This window comes from Tatumella sp. JGM94 (assembly GCF_018257595.1).
GTDB classification, from domain to species: Bacteria; Pseudomonadota; Gammaproteobacteria; order Enterobacterales; family Enterobacteriaceae; genus Tatumella; species Tatumella punctata.
The window spans coordinates 14,127-33,388 of the sequence record NZ_JAERJN010000003.1 but is presented as its reverse complement, the minus strand read 5'-3'; the positions used below and the strand labels follow the sequence as shown (position 1 = coordinate 33,388).

Sequence of the window (19,262 nt, the reverse complement as noted above, 5' to 3'; positions counted from 1 at the left end):
CCGGGCACGCTGCTGGTACTGGCCTCTGCATTGCCTGTGACCAGTTATGCCGAAATCACGCTGTTAAAAGCGGATCCGCAGAAAGATGATTTACTCAGCCGGTTAAACTTTCAGGTCGGGGGGAGTATCCGTCCGCAATTAAACCATATGACCAGTGGTAAAGGAAAAAACTATAAACGTAATGTGTTTGATGGCGGTACCCGTTTTCGTTTTACCGCAGATTACCGGCTGACAAATGATCTGACCTGGACTAACTACTATGAGCTGGGAGTGAATATTCCGGCATTGCTTGACTGGAGTGGTCACTATGCCGAAAACGATAAAAACACTACCCGCAGAATGATGTACACAGGGATCCGCAGTAAAGAGTGGGGCGAACTGACTTTCGGCCAGCGCAACAGTATCTACTACGATGTTATTGGGTCAAAAACAGATATCTGGGATTACGATATGCTGGGTCAGGCGCCGGGTAATGGTATCAACGGTGACTATGATGGATCTTACCGGCCAAGGAAACAGCTACGCTATCAAAACCGTATCGGTAACGTTGAATTGTATGCAGCGTATCTTTTTGCAGACAGCAGTTACCTGCCCGGTAACGGACTGCGTTATAAACGGCGTGGCGGTGGGTCACTCGGATTTAACTATCAGTTAACCCCGGACCTGAGCTGGGCGATGGCCTGGAACTATACCAAAGCACAAATGCGTAATCCGCAGCCACATCAGAGTAAGAACTATAATCAGAATTTGCTGGGTACAGCGTTCAGCTGGCATCCCGGCCACTGGGTGCTGGCAGCGGGAGGTGGCTGGTATCAGAATTTTGAACCAAGCCAGAATATTGATGTTAAAAGGTATTTTGCCGGTGATGCCTGGGGCGTTGAATATTATGCCGGTTACAATATTCCGGTGCAGCGCTATGCCTTACAGTCGGTTCAGCCTTACTTTATGGGCGACCGGATGCAATTCGTCACCGGCCGCAACTATCAGCGCACAGATAATGGTTTAGGGGTCGCCTTTAACCTCGACTATGGATTCCGTGTCGATTATGAGTATGTATTAACCTCCAGTACCGATCATCTGGGTAATATGAACGTCGTCCGTATCTATTATAATTTCTGATCTGCTGCTGCCGCACAGTACAATGCGGCAGAGTATTTTCTCTTAATCTGCTGTTTAATCATTCTTTTTCGAAAAGTGACTCCGCGATTAATGGATAAGCTATCACGACTCCGCACCGCGCAGAGTGAAATAGTCTCAGATGCCTATCGACGAAGTGAATACCTTTCCGTATGATGGCGCCAATTTTTCCAGCGGGTTAACGTAATGATTAGTCTGATTGCTGCCATGGCGGCGGATCGTATTATCGGGATGGACAATACCATGCCATGGAGCCTGCCGGCAGATCTGGCCTGGTTCAAAAAACAGACCCTGAACAAGCCGGTAATTATGGGGCGGCGGACGTTTGAGTCAATCGGCCGCCCATTACCCGGACGACTGAATATTGTGATCAGCCGCTCAGCAGATGAGATACAGGGGGTCACCCTGGCAGCGTCTCCTGATGAAGCGCTACAACTGGCGGGGGATGTGCCAGAGATCATGATCATTGGTGGCGGAAATATTTATGCCCAGATGCTGGAAAAAGCCGACCGGTTGTATCTGACCCATATTGATGCAGAAGTTGAGGGAGATACCCAGTTTCCCGACTATGCCCCGGACGACTGGCAATCTGTGTTCAGTGAATTTCATGATGCTGACAGCAGTAATAGCCACAGTTTCTGTTTCGAAATCCTCGAGCGCCGTCGTTAGTCTGTGCACATCAGGCCGCCCGTGATAATCAGCGTCGCAGGCGGCCGGTTCAGTCCTGTGTTATCCCGTCGTTATTGTTTGCTGTTGTCTCCTCTGTAGCCTTTATATCTTGATCATCTTCACAAAAATTATTGCTGTTGAAAATAATAGTGGAATAAGTTTTAACCAGTGTTATTTTTCATTCCACAGAATATCATGCAATGATTAAGATTATTTCATTAAAAAAACTGAATTGTTTACTTCCCCTGCGGTTAAATTAGTCTTGTCATAAAAATTATGCAAGGTGTTCTTATTTTTCCTGCTGGTATTATTATTTATTATTTATTTTAATTTTTATGATTAACCTCCGGTTATTAATTCACTGGAAGCTCATAGTTAAAAAACAAAACTCAGGAGGGAAACATCGCCGGATACCCGATATGCAGTGATAAGAATATTACAGATTAAGGTGCTTTATAAGGGAATAACGGAGTAAATAAGGGAGAGCAGGATGGCGGTATATGTGAAATTAGCGGAACAGATAATTGAAGCTGTTGGCGGTGTGGGAAATATAAATACAGTGGTCCATTGTGCAACCCGGCTTCGGTTTAAACTGTATACTCCGCCTCAGGGGGCAGCGGAAAAAATTAAATCCCTTGAGCAGGTGATTGCCGTGGTGGAGAGCGGTGGTCAGTTTCAGGTAGTAATTGGCCAGCAGGTCGGTGATGTATTCCGGTGCATTGAAGAGTATCTCAGAGCAGAGCCCGTATTACAGGCACCATTAGCCACGGAAAAAACACCGCCTGCGGGTAATCTGCTGGCACGATTTATTGATCTGGTCTCGGGCATTTTTACTCCGGTATTAAGTGTTATGGCGGCTTCCGGCATTCTTAAAGGATTTCTGGCGCTGGCCGTGGCGACGGAAATATTATCACCTGCCAGCGGAACCTATCAGATATGGTTTGCTGCCAGTGATGCATTGTTTTATTTCTTCCCACTGGTATTAGGTTATACGGCAGGTAAAAAGTTTGGTGGTTCACCGTTTCTGACAATGGCAGCAGGCGGAACGCTGGTACATCCGTTGATCCTGAGTCTGAATGAGGCGGGTGCATCAACGGAAGCTGCCACCTTTTTTGGTATCCCGCTGACCTTTATTAATTACAGCTCTTCGGTGATCCCGATAATTTTTGCAGCCTGGATTTGCTGCTGGCTGGAAAAACACCTGCACCGGCGTTTACCCATCGCCATCCGTAATTTTGCCACGCCTTTTTTTTGTTTGCTGGCGATAGTTCCGCTGACATTTCTGGTGATTGGCCCATTATCCACATGGCTCAGTCAGTTGCTGGCAGGCGGATATCAGTGGATCTATGACATTGCGCCCTGGATTGCAGGAATGTTTCTTGGTGCAGTCTGGCAGGTATGCGTTATTTTCGGTTTGCACTGGGGGCTGGTGCCAGTGGCGATTAATAACCTGAGTGTTCTGGGCTTCGATACGATTATCCCTTTATTACTGCCGGCAGTACTGGGACAGGCGGGGGCTGCGCTGGGGGTTTTCTTTGCCTGCCGTGACAAGCAGCTGAAAATGCTGGCTGGCACCTCAGTGACTGCGGGGATTTTCGGTATCACCGAACCTGCTATTTATGGTGTCACTTTACCTCTGAAACGTCCTTTTTTGTTTGGCTGTATTGCCGGAGGTATCGGCGGGGGCATTGTCGGCCTGTTTCAGGTGAAGGTCTGGTCATTTGGTTTAGTCAGTGTATTTTCTTTTGCACAGATGATCCCGGCGCAAGGGGTTGATCTTACAGTATGGGGAGCGATTGCCGGATCCCTGATCGCGTTGATCCTTTCCTGTCTGTTGACATTTTTGTTTGGTATCCCACGTTCAGCGACCCGTGCTGCGGAATAATATACCAGACAGATTTCGCAGTGTCCGGGACGGAAAAGCCGGTGACAGAATAGCCCCCGCAGCGGCGATAACTCTGACCTGACAGTAAACGCGCCCGAAAAAGATTACCGACTATCTAAGGAGAGATAAATGAAACTGTTTCCGGAAACATTTTTATGGGGAGGGGCCATTGCGGCAAACCAGGTGGAGGGCGCATGGCAGGAAGACGGCAAAGGGCTTTCAACGTCGGATGTCCACCCTCAGGGGATTTTTGGCGGTATTGATCAGCGCCAGCCGGCCAGCGGTCAGCTGAAAGATATTGCGATCGATTTCTATCATCGTTATCCGCAGGATATTGCTCTGTTTGCCGAAATGGGGTTTAGCTGTCTGCGCCTGTCGATTGCCTGGACGCGTATATTTCCGCGTGGCGATGAAACCACACCCAATGAAGCCGGACTGGCCTATTACGATAAGATTTTTGCCGAGTTAGAGCAGCACGGTATCCAGCCGATGGTTACTTTATCCCATTACGAGATGCCCTGGGCACTGGTCTCTGAATACGGGGGATGGGGTAACCGCCAGCTTATTGGTTTCTTTATGAATTATGCCAGAGTAGTTTTTACACGCTACCGTGAGCAGGTGAAGTTATGGCTGACATTTAACGAAATCAATATGTCACTTCATGCACCGGTGACGGGTATTGGTATTGCTTCAGACAGCTCCCTGAGCAATATTTACCAGGCAATTCATCATCAGCTGGTGGCCAGTGGTCTGGCGGTACAAGCCTGTCATGAAATTATCCCGGCAGCGAAAATCGGTAATATGCTGCTGGGGGGGCTGGTCTATCCGTTAACCAGCCGCCCTGCAGACGTGTGGGTAGCAATGCAGGAAAATCGTCACTGGCTGTTTTTTGGTGATATTCAGGTCAGGGGAGAGTACCCGGGCTATATGCTGCGCTATTTCAGGGAGAATAATATCCGGCTGTATATTACTGAAGAAGATGATGCAGCCCTGAAACACAGTGTGGATTTTGTCTCATTCAGCTATTACATGTCCGGGTGTGCCAGCGCAGATGCTGCCCGGCATCAGTCCTGTCCGGCAAATATTCTGAATATGATCCCGAACCCGCATTTGACTGCATCGGAATGGGGCTGGCAGATCGATCCCCTCGGGCTGCGTGTATTACTGAATCTACTCTGGGATCGTTATCACAAACCGTTGTTTATTGTTGAAAACGGGTTGGGGGCCAGAGATCAGCTGACAGAAGATCATCAGGTTATCGATGATTACCGGATAAGCTACCTGAATGATCATTTACAGCAGGTCAGGGAAGCCCTGGAGGACGGTGTGAATATACTCGGTTATACCAGCTGGGGGCCGATTGATTTAGTCAGTGCCTCGAAAGGTGAACTGTCAAAACGCTATGGCTTTATTTATGTGGATCGCCATGATGATGGCAGTGGCAGCTTACAGCGTTACCGCAAAAAGAGCTTTGGGTGGTATCAGTCAGTTATTGCCAGCCGCGGAGCGATATTGAAATAAATCCGGTGCTGATTGCCCCTTTACGGGAAAGGGGCAATAGCACAAAACATCAGTCCTTTTTACGCTGGAATGATGGCTGGTGGAAATAGTGATTATCTTCCCAGCGCAGCATTGTCAGGCTGCCGCCCCAGCAGCAGCCGGTATCCAGTGCAATAACCCCTTGCGGGGTCCCTTTCCCTTCCAGCGATGCCCAGTGGCCGAAAACAATCGTGTAATTCTCACGTACCGGACTGCTCAGCTGAAACCAGGGCCTGAGCGGCGGTATCGCTTTTTCCGGCGTATCTTTACAGATCATATCCAGCTGCCCGTTAGGGAAGCAATAGCGCATACGGGTCAGGGCATTGGCGCTGAACCTGAGCTTAGACAAACCGCTCAGTTCTTCAGACCAGTTATTTGGCATATCGCCGTACATGGCATCCAGAAATAGCGGATAAGTATCGCTGGCTAAAACGGCTTCCAGTTCTCTGGCACAGTTGCTGGCGGTCTCGATATCCCATTGAGGGGTAATACCGGCATGAGCCATCACCAGTTTTTTGTCTTCATCAACCTGCAATACTGGCTGACGACGCAGCCAGTTAATCAGCTCATCACAGTCAGCCGCCGCCAGTAGCGGGGCAAGATTATCTTTGGGTTTATTACGGCTGATTCCGGCGTAAACCGCCAGAATATGCAAATCATGGTTACCGAGCACCAGACGAACAGAATCACCCAGCGATTTTACTTTGCGTAACACCGCCAGTGAATCCGGCCCGCGGGCCACCAGATCCCCGGTCAGCCAAAGTTCATCGGCAGACGGGTCAAAACTGACCTGGTCGAGTAACGCGCAGAATTCTGCGTAACAACCGTGAATATCGCCTATCAGATACGTACTCATGAAAATCCTGTCAGCATATAACATTTGACCTGTAGCACAGGCCGGCAGAAATGTTTAATGGAGGAGGGTGGCAACCGCCAGTCGGAACACAGGCACAGGCGTATGGAACTCCTCACCCTGTTCGTCCTGCATGACATAGTGCCCTTGCATGGTGCCAATCGGGGTTTCCAGAACTGCACCACTGGTGTACTGGTACTCTTCGCCCGGCGCAATAACCGGTTGTTCACCGACCACGCCCTCACCCCGTACCTCTGTTTCGTTACCATCTCCATTGGTGATCAGCCAGTAGCGCTCACGCAGACAGACCGTATTGTGGCCTAAATTACGGATGGTAATCGTATAGGCAAAAACATAGCGGCCGGCTTCCGGTTGTGACTGTGAAGCCACATAAAATGTCTGCACATTAACGTAAACGCGTCTGGATGCACTCATGGTTCAGCTCTCCCGGGGATGTTCCGGATGTTCTGTCAGCCAGTGTGCCAGCTGGCAGTATTGCGCAATACTGATGTTTTCTGCACGCAGATTATTATCAATGCCCAGCTCAGTCAGTACGCTTTCAGGGAATAAATGGCCGAGGCTGTTACGCAGTGTTTTACGGCGCTTGCCAAAGGCTTCGGTAGTAATACGGCTTAAGACTTTCACATCGACGGCCGGATAAGGCGAATCCGTATGCGGGATCAAACGCACCACCGCGGAGTCGACTTTGGGTGGCGGGGTAAAGGAATGAGGGGGCACTTCCAGTACCGGGATCACCTGACAATAGTATTGCGCCATCACGGTAAGACGTCCGTAAGCTTTGCTGCCCGGTCCGGCAACCAGTCGGTTAACCACTTCTTTCTGCAGCATAAAGTGCATATCTTTAATAGCACCCGGGTAGCTGAACAGATGGAACATCAGTGGGGTTGAAATATTATAGGGCAGGTTACCAAACACCCGCAGTGGCTGCCCGCGTTCAGCTGCCAGTTCTGCGAAGTTGAATGTCATGGCATCCTGCTGGAACAGGGTCAGCTTCGGACCGAGGAACGGATGAGTCTGCAAACGGGCTGCCAGATCACGATCGAGTTCGATCACGGTCAGGGCATCCAGTTTTTCACCGACAGGTTCAGTCAGTGCCCCGAGACCCGGGCCGATTTCTACCAGCGCATCACTTTTTTGCGGATGGATAGCAGAAACAATACTATCGATAATGTACTGGTCGTTAAGGAAGTTTTGCCCGAAACGTTTACGGGCGTAGTGCCCCTGGTGGACGCGATTATTCATTACTGCTCTTAATCATAGTAGTGGCGAGTTTGATCGCCGTGATAAAGCTTCCCGGATCTGCCTGCCCGGTACCGGCTAATTCAAGCGCGGTGCCATGGTCAACAGAGGTCCGGATAAATGGCAGGCCAAGGGTAATATTTACCGCACGGCCAAAACCCTGGTATTTTAACACCGGTAATCCCTGATCGTGATACATTGCCAGCACTGCATCCGCATTTTGCAGATATTTAGGCTGGAACAGAGTATCGGCAGGTAGCGGACCGGTCAGCATAATTCCCTGCTGACGGAGCTCATTGAGGGCTGGTTCAATCACATCGATCTCTTCATGCCCCATATGGCCTCCCTCTCCGGCATGGGGATTCAGTCCGCACACCAGGATCCGCGGCTGCGGAATATGGAATTTATGTTGCAGGTCATGATGGAGGATCGTAATAACCTGATGCAGGTTATCGCGGGTAATCGCCGCCGACACCTCTTTCAGTGGCAGGTGGGTGGTTGCCAGAGCAACACGTAACCCGGTGGTTGCCAGCATCATCACTACTTTCTGGCAACCTGCGCGGTCGGCGAAAAATTCCGTATGCCCGGTAAAAGGAATACCGGCATCGTTGATAACCCCTTTATGAACCGGCCCGGTGACCAGGGCAGAAAAATTTCCCTTCAGGCAGCCATCGCTGGCGGCTGATAAACTGCGTAACACATAGTCGCTGTTAGCCACCGACAGATGTCCTGCCGTTACCGGAGCATTAAGGGGCACCTGCAGCAGCGTTAAGCTGCCGGCTTTCTGCGGGCGGGCTGGTTCATCCGGCCGGTACTCAGACAGGGTCAGAGGCAGACCAGGTTGTGCGGCCCGATCCAGTAGCAGTTGTCTGTCGGCACAGACCACCAGCTCGGCCGGCCAGTCATATGCGGCCAGCTGTACGGTTAAATCAGGACCAATCCCGGCAGGTTCACCGGGTGTGATCACTATCCGCGGGATATCAGCCATTGTTATCCAGAACTTTCACATACGCTTCAGCACGTTGTTCCTGCATCCAGGTCTGTGCTTCTTCGGCGAATTTACGGTTAAACAGCATCCGGTAGGCGCGGTCTTTGTCCGCATCCTGAGTACGGTCTACCTTGCGGGTATCCAGCAACTGAATCAGATGCCAGCCAAAAGAAGAACGGACCGGTGCACTGAGCTGACCTTTTTTCAGGTTCATTACCGCATCGCGGAAGGCAGGATCGTAAATATTAGGTGATGCCCAGCCGAGGTCACCGCCCTGGTTCGCTGAACCGGGATCGTCAGAAAAGCGTTTCGCGGCATCGGCAAAACTGATTTTTCCGCTGTTGATCTCATCAGAAAGCTGCTGGATTTTTGCACGTGCCTGCTGATCACTCATGATCGGTGATACTTTGATCAGAATATGGCGGGCATGCACTTCGGTGACAGAAACATTTTGTGTTTCGCCACGCATGTCGTTCACTTTCAGAATATGGAAGCCGACACCGGAACGGATAGGACCGACGATATCGCCTTTGCGGGCGGTACTCAGCGCCTGGCTGAACAGATTTGGCAATTCTTCAATTTTACCCCAGCCCATATTTCCGCCTTTCAGCGCCTGAGGATCGGCAGAGTAGGTGACCGCCATCTTACCGAAGTCAGCCCCTTTCTTCAGTTCACCGACCAGTTTTTTCGCCAGTGCTTCTTCATCGTCGACCTGTTGCTGAGTCGGATTTTCCGGCAGAGGCAGCAGGATCATGCTCAGATTAAGTTCAGTCCCCGGCACGTTCTGGTCAGCAATCTGTTTTGCCAGATTATCAACTTCCTGAGGAAGAATAGTGATACGGCTTCTGACCTCATTGTTGCGTACCGTAGAAATCAGCATTTCTTTACGGATCTGGCTGCGGTAGGTATTGTAATCAACACCGTCGTAGCTCAGTCGGCTGCGCAGCTGATCGAGGGTCATATGGTTCTGTGCCGCAATATTGCCGATAGCCTGGTCAAGCTCCTGATCGCTGATTTGAATACCGGCACGCTGTCCCATCTGGGAAATTATGCTGTCCATAATTTCCCGTTCAAGGATCTGATGATGCAGTGTCTGATCATCGGGTAATTGCTGGCCGGCTTCTTTTGCCTGAGTTTTCACGGTACTCATCATATTGTCGATGTCGCTTTCTAAAACAACACCGTTATTTACTACAGCTGCGACTTTATCAATCATCTGTGGTGCCGCAATCGCAGTCGCAGTTGTTGCAGTCATTGCTGCACCCAGAATCAGCATTCTCCAGTTCTTCATACTTTATCCATCGTTGTTACCGCGTTGCGGAGTTTACCGGCCATACATTACAACATCAAAACGCGGGCTGATAAGGGATAATTCCCTGATGCAGCATCTGGTCGGTTCCCAGGCCGTAGTTTGAACTCAGGCCACGGAATTCAATGTTGAATGAAATCTGGTTGTCATATTTACTTGTGTTATTTTCCCAGCCATTGATTTTACGCTCATATCCGACACGGATCGCGTAGCAACAAGAACTGTACTGAAGACCTAACAGCTGTTCTGCCGGCTTTCTATTACGGGTATCGTAATAGTATGCACTCACCACTGACCATGCATCGGCGATCGGCCAGCTTGCGGTGACTCCTGCCTGTGATATCCCGTTTTTATAAATCGGGTTAGTCAGCAGTGATGCATTATCCAGCGCCTGTGCGACGTATTCCGGGCTGCTGTAGCGATAGTTCAGCTGTACCATACGGTCTGTATCACGGCGGTATTCCAGAACCGCATTTCCCTGGGAAATATTATCCAGTTTGGTGTCATATTGCAGACCCCCGCGGACACCCCAGCGGTCACTGATTTTCCAGTATGTATCTCCGGCCCACGTCAGACTGCCACGGCTGTCGTTGTCATCAATTTGCGCAATTCCTGTACGTGCAGGGGTAAACGAATATATCTGACCCACAGAAACGTTAAAACGTTCAACCAGATTGTTATCATAAATCCGTGAAGTCACCCCGGTCGCCACCTGGTTAGCAGATGAAATACGATCCAGACCACTGTAGGTGCGGTCACGGAACAGCCCGGTATAATCCGTCTGCAGTAATGTGGAGTCGTAAGGATAAATATTGCTCTGATCACGATAAGGGGTGTACAGGTACTGTACCCGTGGTTCCAGTGTCTGGGTGTAACCCGGCGACCAGTCCATATCACGGTCAAACACCATCTTCCCGTCCACTTTAAACTGTGGCAGGGTCCGGTTGACTGAATGTTTCAGATGGTACAGGTTACTGTCATTATCATTGTAGTCATCGATATTGTCCTGCTGATAATGGGTTGCCAGTAATTTTGCTTCAGTGTTCAGGCTGGCCCAGCCATTGGACAGAGGCAGGTCGATGGTCGGTTCAATATGCAGCCGTGTCGCCCGTGGATAATTCGGGTTGGTATTGACGAAGCGGGCAAACTGACCATAGACATGAGTATCGAACGGACCGATATCATTCTGGTAAAGGTTTACATCCAGCTGCGGCAGGGTCCGATAAATATTGCTGCTGCTGTGGGAAAAGGTCTGGAAATCTTTGGTCGACAGGGTGGCATCCCAGTTAGTATCCGCGTAACCGATACTGAATTTCTGGTCGGCATAGCCATCGGTCGAGCTGTAATATTTAGAATCCAGATCGTTAAAATAATAGCTGTCGCTGACTTTGGTATAATCAACATTAAAACGCCAGTGCTGATCATAAACACCGTCATGACGCCAGTAGAACAGCCAGCGTTTAGAGCTGGTACCGTCCGCTATACCGCGTGCCGATTTTTCATTATTGTACTGACGGTCCGAGGGCAGGTAGTCCAGTTCCATTAAACCGCTGCCTAACACCGACAGATAACGGAATTCATTTTCCAGCTGCATCCCGCGTTTGCTCATATAGTGCGGGGTGATGGTGGCATCCATCTGCGGAGCAATATTCCAGTAATAAGGCAGCATAAATTCGAAGCCATTATTATTACCGTATTTTGCATTCGGGATCAGAAAGCCTGAACGACGCCGATCACCGATCGGCAGTTGTAAATAGGGGCTGTAAAAAATCGGCACCGGGCCGACTTTAAACCGGGCATTCCAGATTTCAGCAACCTGTTCCTGACGGTCTTCGATAATTTCAGATCCTGCCACACTCCAGCTGTTGTCGCCGGGCAGACAGGAGGTAAAGTTACCATTTTCCAGAATCGTATAACGGTTATTACCGCGCAGTTTCATCTGCTCAGCACTGCCGCGCCCCTGGCGGCCGACCATCTGATAATCACCGTCCCAGACGTTGGTATCTTTGGTATTCAGATCAGACCAGGCTTTAGGCCCCTTAAGAATTACCTGATTATCATCATAATGCACATTTCCCAATGCATCGACGGTGCGTGTCGGTATACTCTGCCCGGGCTGCTGACGCTGGTGAAGTTGTATTTCATCAGCCTGAAGTTGTCCGTTACCTTGATTTACGCTGACCTTCCCGGAAAAAACAGAATCGTTCGGGTAGGTCCCTTTGGCGGAATCAGAATGAATAGTAACAGGCTGCTGATTTGGCGTACCGGTAGTTAATGGACGATTATAAGAAGGTACGCCCAGCATACACTGTGACATCAGGTCATCTGCAAAGGTATGCTGGCTGTAGAGCGCTGCACCAATCATCGTGGCCAGCAGGGTTGGTAATCTTTTGTTCATACGTAGTATCAAGGATTCCGTTAAAACTGGCATCATGCCGACAATCAGACGGGGACTAACTTACCGCATAATAGCACTGGTGTTAATCCTGATCTCTTCTGTTTGCCGATAGGCGGTTAACCAAATGACAGGTATGATAATGGAAATTTCGGCCTTAAGCATGGCGAATTGAGGAGTTTATGCGCTATTGGGGTAAAGTAATTGGATTAATTATCGGGATTTTTTCCGGTGCAGGTTTCTGGGGAATTATCCTCGGGGTGATGATCGGCCATGCATTCGATAAAGTCCGGATGAGTAAAGGCCGTGGCTATTTTTCTGATAACCAGTCACGACAGAACCTGTTTTTTCGCACAACCTTTCAGGTCATGGGGCATCTGACTAAGTCGAAAGGCAGGGTGACCGAGGCCGATATTCAGGTGGCATCGGCATTTATGGACCGTCTGCAACTGCATGGCGATTCAAGACGTTCGGCACAGCAAGCCTTCCGCGAAGGTAAAGACAGCCAGTATCCGTTGCGGGAGAAATTACGCGAATTCCGCAGTGCCTGTTTTGGCCGGTTTGATTTAATCAGGATGTTTCTGGAAATCCAGGTGCAGGCAGCGTTTGCCGACGGAGTATTGCATCCCAGTGAACGGCAGGTCCTGTATGTGATAGCTGAAGAACTGGGCATTTCCCGGCCGCAGTTTGATCAGTTTTTACGGATGATGACCGGCGGCGAACAGTTTAGCGGTGGTGGATACTCTTATCAGGGCGGATATCAGCAGGCTCAGCGCGGGCCGACCCTGGACGATGCCTGTAGTGTGCTGGGCGTTAATCCCGATGACGACAGCACCACCATAAAACGTGCCTATCGTAAACTGATGTCTGAACATCACCCCGATAAGCTGGTAGCGAAAGGTCTGCCGCCGGAAATGATGGAAATGGCAAAACAGAAAACGCAAAAAATCCAGTCAGCCTATGACCTTATCCGCAAAGAGAAAGGCTTTAAATAACCACAATGACGGGCATTACCGGATCACCGGACATGCCCGTTTTGCCGGTTATTCGTTTCAGAAATCCGCCGGCTGACGAAATGTCATCGGGGTTCCGTAAGCCGGATGTGTGATGGTCAGAGACTCCGCATGCAGTAACAAACGGCTGGCCAGCGCTTTTGCCTGCGGATGGGCATAAAAGCCATCCCCCAGTATCGGATGTCCCAGTGCCAGCATATGCACCCGAAGCTGATGCGAGCGCCCGGTTATTGGTTTTAACTCGACCCGGCAACTGACGGCATCACAATACTCCATTACCCGCCATTCTGTCCGGGCCGCTTTACCCGTTTCAAAGCAGACTTTTTGCCTGGGCCGGTTAGGCCAGTCACAGATCAATGGCAGGTCGACCAGCCCCTTTTCTGTCGCCGGATGTCCCCAGATACGGGCAATATAGGTTTTCTGTGGTTCCCGTTCCCGAAACTGTCGTTTCAGCTCTCGCTCTGCTGCTTTGGTTAAGGCCACGACGATAACGCCGCTGGTGGCCATATCCAGCCGGTGAACTGACTGTGCGTCCGGATAATCACGCTGTATTCTCAGCATGACACTGTCATGATGCTCAGGTAAGCGGCCGGGCACTGACAACAGGCCGCTGGGTTTATTGACCACGATAATATGGCTGTCCTGGTACAGAATATGCAGCCAGGGCTCAAGAGGGGGATTATAAGGTTCCATAAGCTATCCATCGGGAGACCCGCAGGCCTCCCGTTACCGGTGACAGATTACTGATGTGTGACCACGATCAGTCGTAATGCATCCAGCCGCCAGTTTGCTTCAGCAAGGTTGTCCATCACCTCCTGACGATTTGTTTCCACAGCCTCGACTTCGTCATCGCGAATGTTCGGGTTAACCGCCTGCAGTGCCCGCAGTCGCGCCAGTTCGGCGCTCAGCGTCTCATCTGCCTGGCGGCGAGCCTGTTCAATGATCTCTCTGGCATCGCTGGCAACCATTTCTTCACCGCGGGTCAGAATCTGATACACATCCTGCTGAACCGCGTTCACCAGTTTGCTGCCCGTATGACGGTTAACCGCAGTTAACTGACGGTTAAAGCTTTCAAATTCTACTTTAGCCGCCAGGTTATTACCGGCTTTATCCAACAGTAAACGGACAGGTGTCGGTGGCAGGAAGCGGGTCAGTTGCAGGTGTTTCGGTGCCTGGGCTTCAACCACATACATCAGCTCTACCAGCAGGGTACCGACCGGTAATGCTTTATTCTTCAGTAAAGAAATAGCACTACTGCCCGTATCCCCTGACAGGATCAGGTCCAGTCCGTTGCGGATCAGCGGATGTTCCCAGGTAATAAACTGGGTATCTTCGCGGGACAACGCCTGTTCGCGGTTAAAAGTGATGGTACAACCTTCTTCCGGCAGTCCCGGGAAATCCGGCACCAGCATATGATCCGACGGGGTAAGGACAATCAGGTTATCGCTGCGGTCGTCCTGGTTGATCCCGACAATATCAAACAGGTTCAGGGCAAAATTCACCAGCCCGGTATCATTGTCCTGTGCGGCAATCGCATCGGCCAGCTCTGTCGCTTGTTCACCGCCATTAGAGTTCAGTTCCAGCAGGCGATCACGGCCTTGTTCCAGCTGTGATTTCAGGGCATCGTGCTGCTGGCGGCTGTCGGCAATAAATTCGTCCAGTCCGGCAGTATCTTCCGGAGAAGCCAGATACTTGAGTAATTGCGGATGAACGCGGTCATACACGGTACGGCCGGTAGGGCAGGTGTGTTCAAATGCATCCAGACCTTCGTGGAACCAGCGTAATAATACGGCCTGGGCAGTATTTTCCAGCCATGGCACCAGAATCTGAATATCATGCTGCTGACCAATGCGATCAAGGCGACCAATACGTTGTTCCAGCAGGTCGGGGTTGAAAGGTAAATCAAACATCACCAGACGGCTGGCGAACTGGAAGTTACGGCCTTCGGATCCAATCTCTGAACACAGCAGTACCTGAGCCCCTTCTTCCTGAGAAGCGAAAAATGCCGAGGCTTTGTCCCGCTCAATAATCGACAGACCTTCATGGAAGACCGCTGCACGGATACCTTCACGCTCACGCAGGAACTGTTCCAGCTGTAAGGCGGTCGCCGCTTTGGCGCAGATCACCAGGACTTTTTCTTTACGATTTTCCAGCAGGTAGTTGGTCAGCCATTCGACACGCGGGTCAAAGGCCCACCAGGTACCACTGTCTCCTTCAAATTCCTGATAAATCTGCTCAGGGTAGAGCATATCCCGGGCCCGATCTTCTGCACTCTTACGGGCTCCCATAATGCCGGAAACCTTGATGGCCGTCTGGTACTGGGAAGGCAGTGGCAGACGGAATTGCTGTAACTGGCGGGACGGAAAGCCTTTGACGCCCTGACGGGTATTACGAAACAGAACGCGGCTGGTACCATGACGATCCATCAGGAGGGAGACCAGTTTGTTACGCGCATCCAGACGTTGTTCATCCTGACCGTTAGCCTGTTCTATCAGCGGGCCGATATCCTGATCGCTGATCAGGTCGTTAATCATGGTCATTTCTGCGGGGCTGATCGGGTTGTCGGCCAGCAAAGAGGTAACGGCATCGGCCACCGGCTGATACTTCTGCTGCTCTTCAACAAACAGATCGTAGTCATGGAAGCGGTCCGGGTCGAGCAGACGCAGGCGGGCAAAATGGCTTTCCATACCCAGCTGTTCAGGAGTCGCCGTCAGCAGTAATACTCCGGGGATATTCTCTGCCAGCTTTTCGACCACCAGATATTCCCGGCCGGCTTTGCCGTTATTCCAGGATAAGTGATGAGCTTCATCCACCACCATCAGGTCCCATTCGGCCTCGGCCATGGCTTCCAGGCGCTGTTTATTCTTGCAGGCAAACTCCAGTGAACAGATCACCAGCTGCTCTGTATAGAACGGGTTACTGGTATCAAACTGGGCTTCGTTATAACGTTCATCGTCAAACAGGGCGAAACGCAGGTTAAAGCGGCGTAGCATCTCGACCAGCCACTGGTGCTGTAAGGTTTCCGGGACAATGATTAATACCCGTTCTGCGCGGCCGGCCAGCAGCTGCTGCTGAATAATCATCCCGGCTTCGATGGTCTTACCGAGCCCGACTTCATCGGCCAGCAATACGCGGGGGGCGTGGCGGCGGCCAACATCATGGGCAATATGTAACTGATGGGGGATCAGGTTGGTCCGCATCCCGCGCAGGCCACTGACCGGCAGGCGGTACTGAGCACTCTGATATTTACGGGCGCGGAAACGCAGAGCAAAACGATCCATACGATCAAGCTGCCCGGCAAATAATCTGTCCTGAGGTTTACTGAATACCAGTTTACTGTCGAGCATCACTTCCCGCAGGCTGACATCGGTTTCCTGAGTGTCGGTCCGGACACCGGTATAGGTCATTATTCCGTCGTTATCCCGGACATTTTCTACGGTAAGCTGCCAGCCTTCATGGCTGGTGATCGTATCACCCGGGTTAAAAATAACGCGGGTAATGGGAGAATCATTGCGGGCATAAAGTCTGTTTTCGCCAGTTGCCGGAAAAAGTAAAGTGACCATACGTGCATCGATAGCGACGACCGTCCCCAGTCCAAGTTCACTTTCTGTATCACTAATCCAGCGCTGACCAAGTGTAAAAGGCATAAATAATTAGCTCGATTCTCTTAACATGTAAAAAGATATTCATGCTCTGCAGGCAATAGCATGGAGACCAGACAAGAGGTCTGGTAAATAAATGCAGAGCAATGAAATTCAGGGAGGGCGCTATGGTACTGGAAGGTGAGCCATTCGTCACCTATCAAAACAGCCCCAGTTGCCCGGTAATCAGTGTGGCGAAATTTCCACCGACGAAACCGAGTATCCCGTCAGCAACAGGTTCCAGCTGACGGCTCAGGTAATGATCATAGTCCGGAGGAGCGGTGAGTGCATTTAAAGGCTGCGGGCCACGGGTGGTCATCACATAGCGGATGGTGCCGCCTTGTTGATAGCGTAATGTCTGTCCTGCGAGACGGTGCTGCTGGTCAGCCAGCATAGCAGCCCGCGCATGAGGCGGAATATTTTTCTGGTACTCACTGAGCGGACGCCGCAGTCGTTTTGTATAAATTAACTGTTCATCCAGTTCACCGGCCATCAGCTGCTCCACCGTATCCCGGACATATTGCTGCCATGCCTGGCGGCGAAAAATAAGATCATACAGTTTTTGCTGGAACTCTCTGGCCAGCGGGGTCCAGTCTGTGCGGACGTTCTCCAGTCCTTTAAAAATAATCTGGTCTTTACCGTGGTTATTCACCCGGCCGGCATAGCGTTTTTTGCTGCCCTGTTCGGCACCACGGATGGTAGGCATTAAAAAACGGCAGTAATGATTTTCATATTCCAGTTCCAGGGCGCTGGTCAGCATAAACCGGTCCGCCAGCTGTTTTCGCCACCAGTGGTTGACATTGTCTGCCAGTTGTCTGCCTGTCTCTTCGGCCTGTTGCTCACTGTGGGCCGTTTTCAGCCAGACAAAGATCGAGTCCGTATCACCATAGATTACCTCGTATCCCTGACGTTCAATAAAGTCGCGGGTCTGTTGCATAATTTCATGTCCGCGCAGGGTAATGGAAGACGCCAGTCGCGGATCAAAAAACCGGCAGGCGGGGGTACCAAGCACACCATAGAATGCGTTCATAATTATCTTTAATGCCTGAGACAAGGGCTGGTTAGCTTGCTGTTTAGCGTTATCCCTGTTTCGCCAAATCTGGTCAATGATTTCCGGCAGGCAGTGGACTGTTCTGGAAAAACGCGCACCGAGAAAACCGGCGACCGAGCTCTCTTCTGCCGGATGGGCCAGCCCCTCAGCCAGCCCGATGGGGTCAATCAGGAAAGTTTTGATTATTGACGGGTACAGACTTTTATAATCCAGCACCAGTACCGAATCATATAAACCCGGCCGCGAGTCCATGACGTAACCACCGGGGCTGGCGGACGGAGCGATTTCGCCGGTATTTGGCGCGACAAACCCGGCACGGTGCATACGCGGGATATACAAATGACTGAAAGAGGCCACCGAACCGCCGTGACGATCGGCCTGTAATCCATTGACACTGCTTCTTTCCAGCAGGAATGGCATCAGCTGTGTCTGTTCAAAAATCCGTGTTACCAGTTGACAATCCCGCAGGTTATAACGGGCCAGTGCCGGTTTGTCGGTGGCAAAATTATGCGTGATTTCGGCCATCCGGTTGTCCGGGTCCCCGATCAGCTTGCTTTCACCCAGCAGTTCACGGGCGACATTTTCCAGACTGAAGGAGGAAAAATTACGAAAGGTTGAACGCAGCGCCTCAATGCCGTCAATAATCAGCCGGCCTGCCGCCATTGCCTGAAATGTACCCGGTTTGAATCCGTTCTCACGCCACTCCAGCAGGCTGTTACCGCGACCAAAGCGCAGCGGGATACGGTACCGTTCGGCATGTTTTTGCAGGATCTGCAGATCAAACTGTACCAGGTTCCAGCCGATGATAACATCCGGGTCATAGCGGGTAATCCACTGGTTAAGCATCTCCAGCAATTCCTGATGGCTGGCGGCATAGTCGAGACGGAAATCTGTCGGCGGATCGCCATCCGTTGCAGGGCCCAGCATCATCACCTGTTGCTGGCCACAGCCTTCAATACCGATACAGTAAAGTTCGCCCTGTGCGCTGGTTTCTATATCCAGTGACATCCATTTCAGGGCGGGCCGGTAATCCGGATGTGGCTTCAGGCGGGCATCAGTGATAACGGCCCCTTGCTGCTGGCCACTGAACCAGACCGGTGCGTTGATAAAACGTTCCATCAGGAAACGTTCCGCAGGCCGGATATCGGCTTCATACACGCGGATCCCATGTTCGCGAAACCGTTTTTCCAGCCGCTGAAGCTGACGGTATTGGTGGCAATACAGACCGGACAGGGGCTGGTGGCTGAAATCACGAAGCTGCAGAGGCGTCAGACGGACATTGTTTTCTCCGCGTAACAGGTTAGCTGCCTGTGCGGCTGCCGACTGCGGGATAAAGGCAACCGCCTGTTGAGGGGGGACCCGCAACTGTACCGGCCCGTTATCCGTAGCCAGCCAGAAGGTAAGTTCAATCCCGTGCGGGGTATCCCGCCAGTGACGGGTCAGTAAAAAACCGGGTTGCGGACTATTCACAGGATCTCCGGGGAACTGGGGGATAAGAGTATAACACAGCCGCGGCGCAGCC

Annotated in this window: 12 protein-coding genes and 2 pseudogenes; 5 read left to right on the top strand and 9 right to left on the bottom strand. The window is 51.1% G+C overall.

Annotation, left to right across the window (positions count from 1 at the left end; translation table 11 throughout):
• Positions 1-42 precede the first annotated feature (42 nt).
• From JK216_RS03030 to JK216_RS03015, 4 genes and pseudogenes are all read left to right on the top strand, one after another.
• Positions 43-1,119, top strand: a pseudogene (locus tag JK216_RS03030) (porin); the annotation flags it as partial.
• Positions 1,120-1,323: 204 nt separating this feature from the next.
• Positions 1,324-1,806, top strand: coding sequence for a type 3 dihydrofolate reductase (folA, locus tag JK216_RS03025; protein WP_212707003.1), 483 nt, complete (start codon positions 1,324-1,326; stop codon positions 1,804-1,806).
• A 490-nt stretch (positions 1,807-2,296) separates the two neighbouring features.
• Positions 2,297-3,673 (top strand): annotated as a pseudogene (locus tag JK216_RS03020) (PTS transporter subunit EIIC); the annotation flags it as partial.
• A gap of 147 nt (positions 3,674-3,820) precedes the next feature.
• On the top strand, positions 3,821-5,212 hold the full coding sequence (locus tag JK216_RS03015; protein WP_212711916.1) for a family 1 glycosylhydrolase: 1,392 nt from the start codon (positions 3,821-3,823) through the stop codon (positions 5,210-5,212).
• A gap of 49 nt (positions 5,213-5,261) precedes the next feature.
• On the opposite strand, the gene apaH is transcribed toward JK216_RS03015, so the two are convergent.
• Genes apaH through lptD form a run of 6 tightly spaced genes read right to left on the bottom strand, consistent with a single transcriptional unit; the run spans position 5,262 to position 12,038 of the window.
• Complete coding sequence (apaH, locus tag JK216_RS03010) at positions 5,262-6,086, bottom strand: bis(5'-nucleosyl)-tetraphosphatase (symmetrical) ApaH (protein WP_212707000.1); 825 nt, start codon at positions 6,084-6,086, stop codon at positions 5,262-5,264.
• A gap of 54 nt (positions 6,087-6,140) precedes the next feature.
• Positions 6,141-6,518: a Co2+/Mg2+ efflux protein ApaG gene (gene apaG / locus JK216_RS03005; RefSeq protein WP_212706999.1), complete on the bottom strand. Its 378-nt coding sequence runs from the start codon at positions 6,516-6,518 to the stop codon at positions 6,141-6,143.
• A gap of 3 nt (positions 6,519-6,521) precedes the next feature.
• Positions 6,522-7,346: a 16S rRNA (adenine(1518)-N(6)/adenine(1519)-N(6))-dimethyltransferase RsmA gene (gene rsmA / locus JK216_RS03000; protein ID WP_212706998.1), complete on the bottom strand. Its 825-nt coding sequence runs from the start codon at positions 7,344-7,346 to the stop codon at positions 6,522-6,524.
• Positions 7,339-8,331: a 4-hydroxythreonine-4-phosphate dehydrogenase PdxA gene (gene pdxA, locus JK216_RS02995; RefSeq protein ID WP_212706997.1), complete on the bottom strand. Its 993-nt coding sequence runs from the start codon at positions 8,329-8,331 to the stop codon at positions 7,339-7,341. Before pdxA ends, rsmA begins: the two co-directional genes overlap by 8 nt.
• Positions 8,324-9,622 (bottom strand): peptidylprolyl isomerase SurA, encoded by a 1,299-nt coding sequence (surA, locus tag JK216_RS02990; protein WP_212706996.1) that lies wholly within the window; start codon positions 9,620-9,622, stop codon positions 8,324-8,326. The genes pdxA and surA overlap by 8 nt, the downstream gene beginning before the upstream one ends.
• A 55-nt stretch (positions 9,623-9,677) precedes the next feature.
• Positions 9,678-12,038 carry an LPS assembly protein LptD gene (gene lptD, locus JK216_RS02985; protein ID WP_212711917.1) on the bottom strand — a complete coding sequence of 787 codons (2,361 nt, stop codon included), beginning with the start codon at positions 12,036-12,038 and terminating at the stop codon, positions 9,678-9,680.
• A gap of 179 nt (positions 12,039-12,217) precedes the next feature.
• Between lptD and djlA the strand changes: the two genes are divergently transcribed.
• Complete coding sequence (gene djlA, locus JK216_RS02980) at positions 12,218-13,030, top strand: co-chaperone DjlA (protein WP_212706994.1); 813 nt, start codon at positions 12,218-12,220, stop codon at positions 13,028-13,030.
• Between the two features lie 57 nt (positions 13,031-13,087).
• Here djlA and rluA read toward each other — a convergent pair whose 3' ends face one another.
• From rluA to JK216_RS02965, 3 genes are all read right to left on the bottom strand, one after another.
• Positions 13,088-13,741, bottom strand: a complete 654-nt coding sequence (rluA, locus tag JK216_RS02975; RefSeq protein WP_212706993.1) for a bifunctional tRNA pseudouridine(32) synthase/23S rRNA pseudouridine(746) synthase RluA — start codon at positions 13,739-13,741, stop codon at positions 13,088-13,090.
• Between the two features lie 47 nt (positions 13,742-13,788).
• Positions 13,789-16,695 (bottom strand): RNA polymerase-associated protein RapA, encoded by a 2,907-nt coding sequence (gene rapA, locus JK216_RS02970; protein WP_212706992.1) that lies wholly within the window; start codon positions 16,693-16,695, stop codon positions 13,789-13,791.
• Between the two features lie 154 nt (positions 16,696-16,849).
• On the bottom strand, positions 16,850-19,210 hold the full coding sequence (locus JK216_RS02965) for a DNA polymerase II (protein ID WP_212706991.1): 2,361 nt from the start codon (positions 19,208-19,210) through the stop codon (positions 16,850-16,852).
• Between the last annotated feature and the right edge of the window lie 52 nt (positions 19,211-19,262).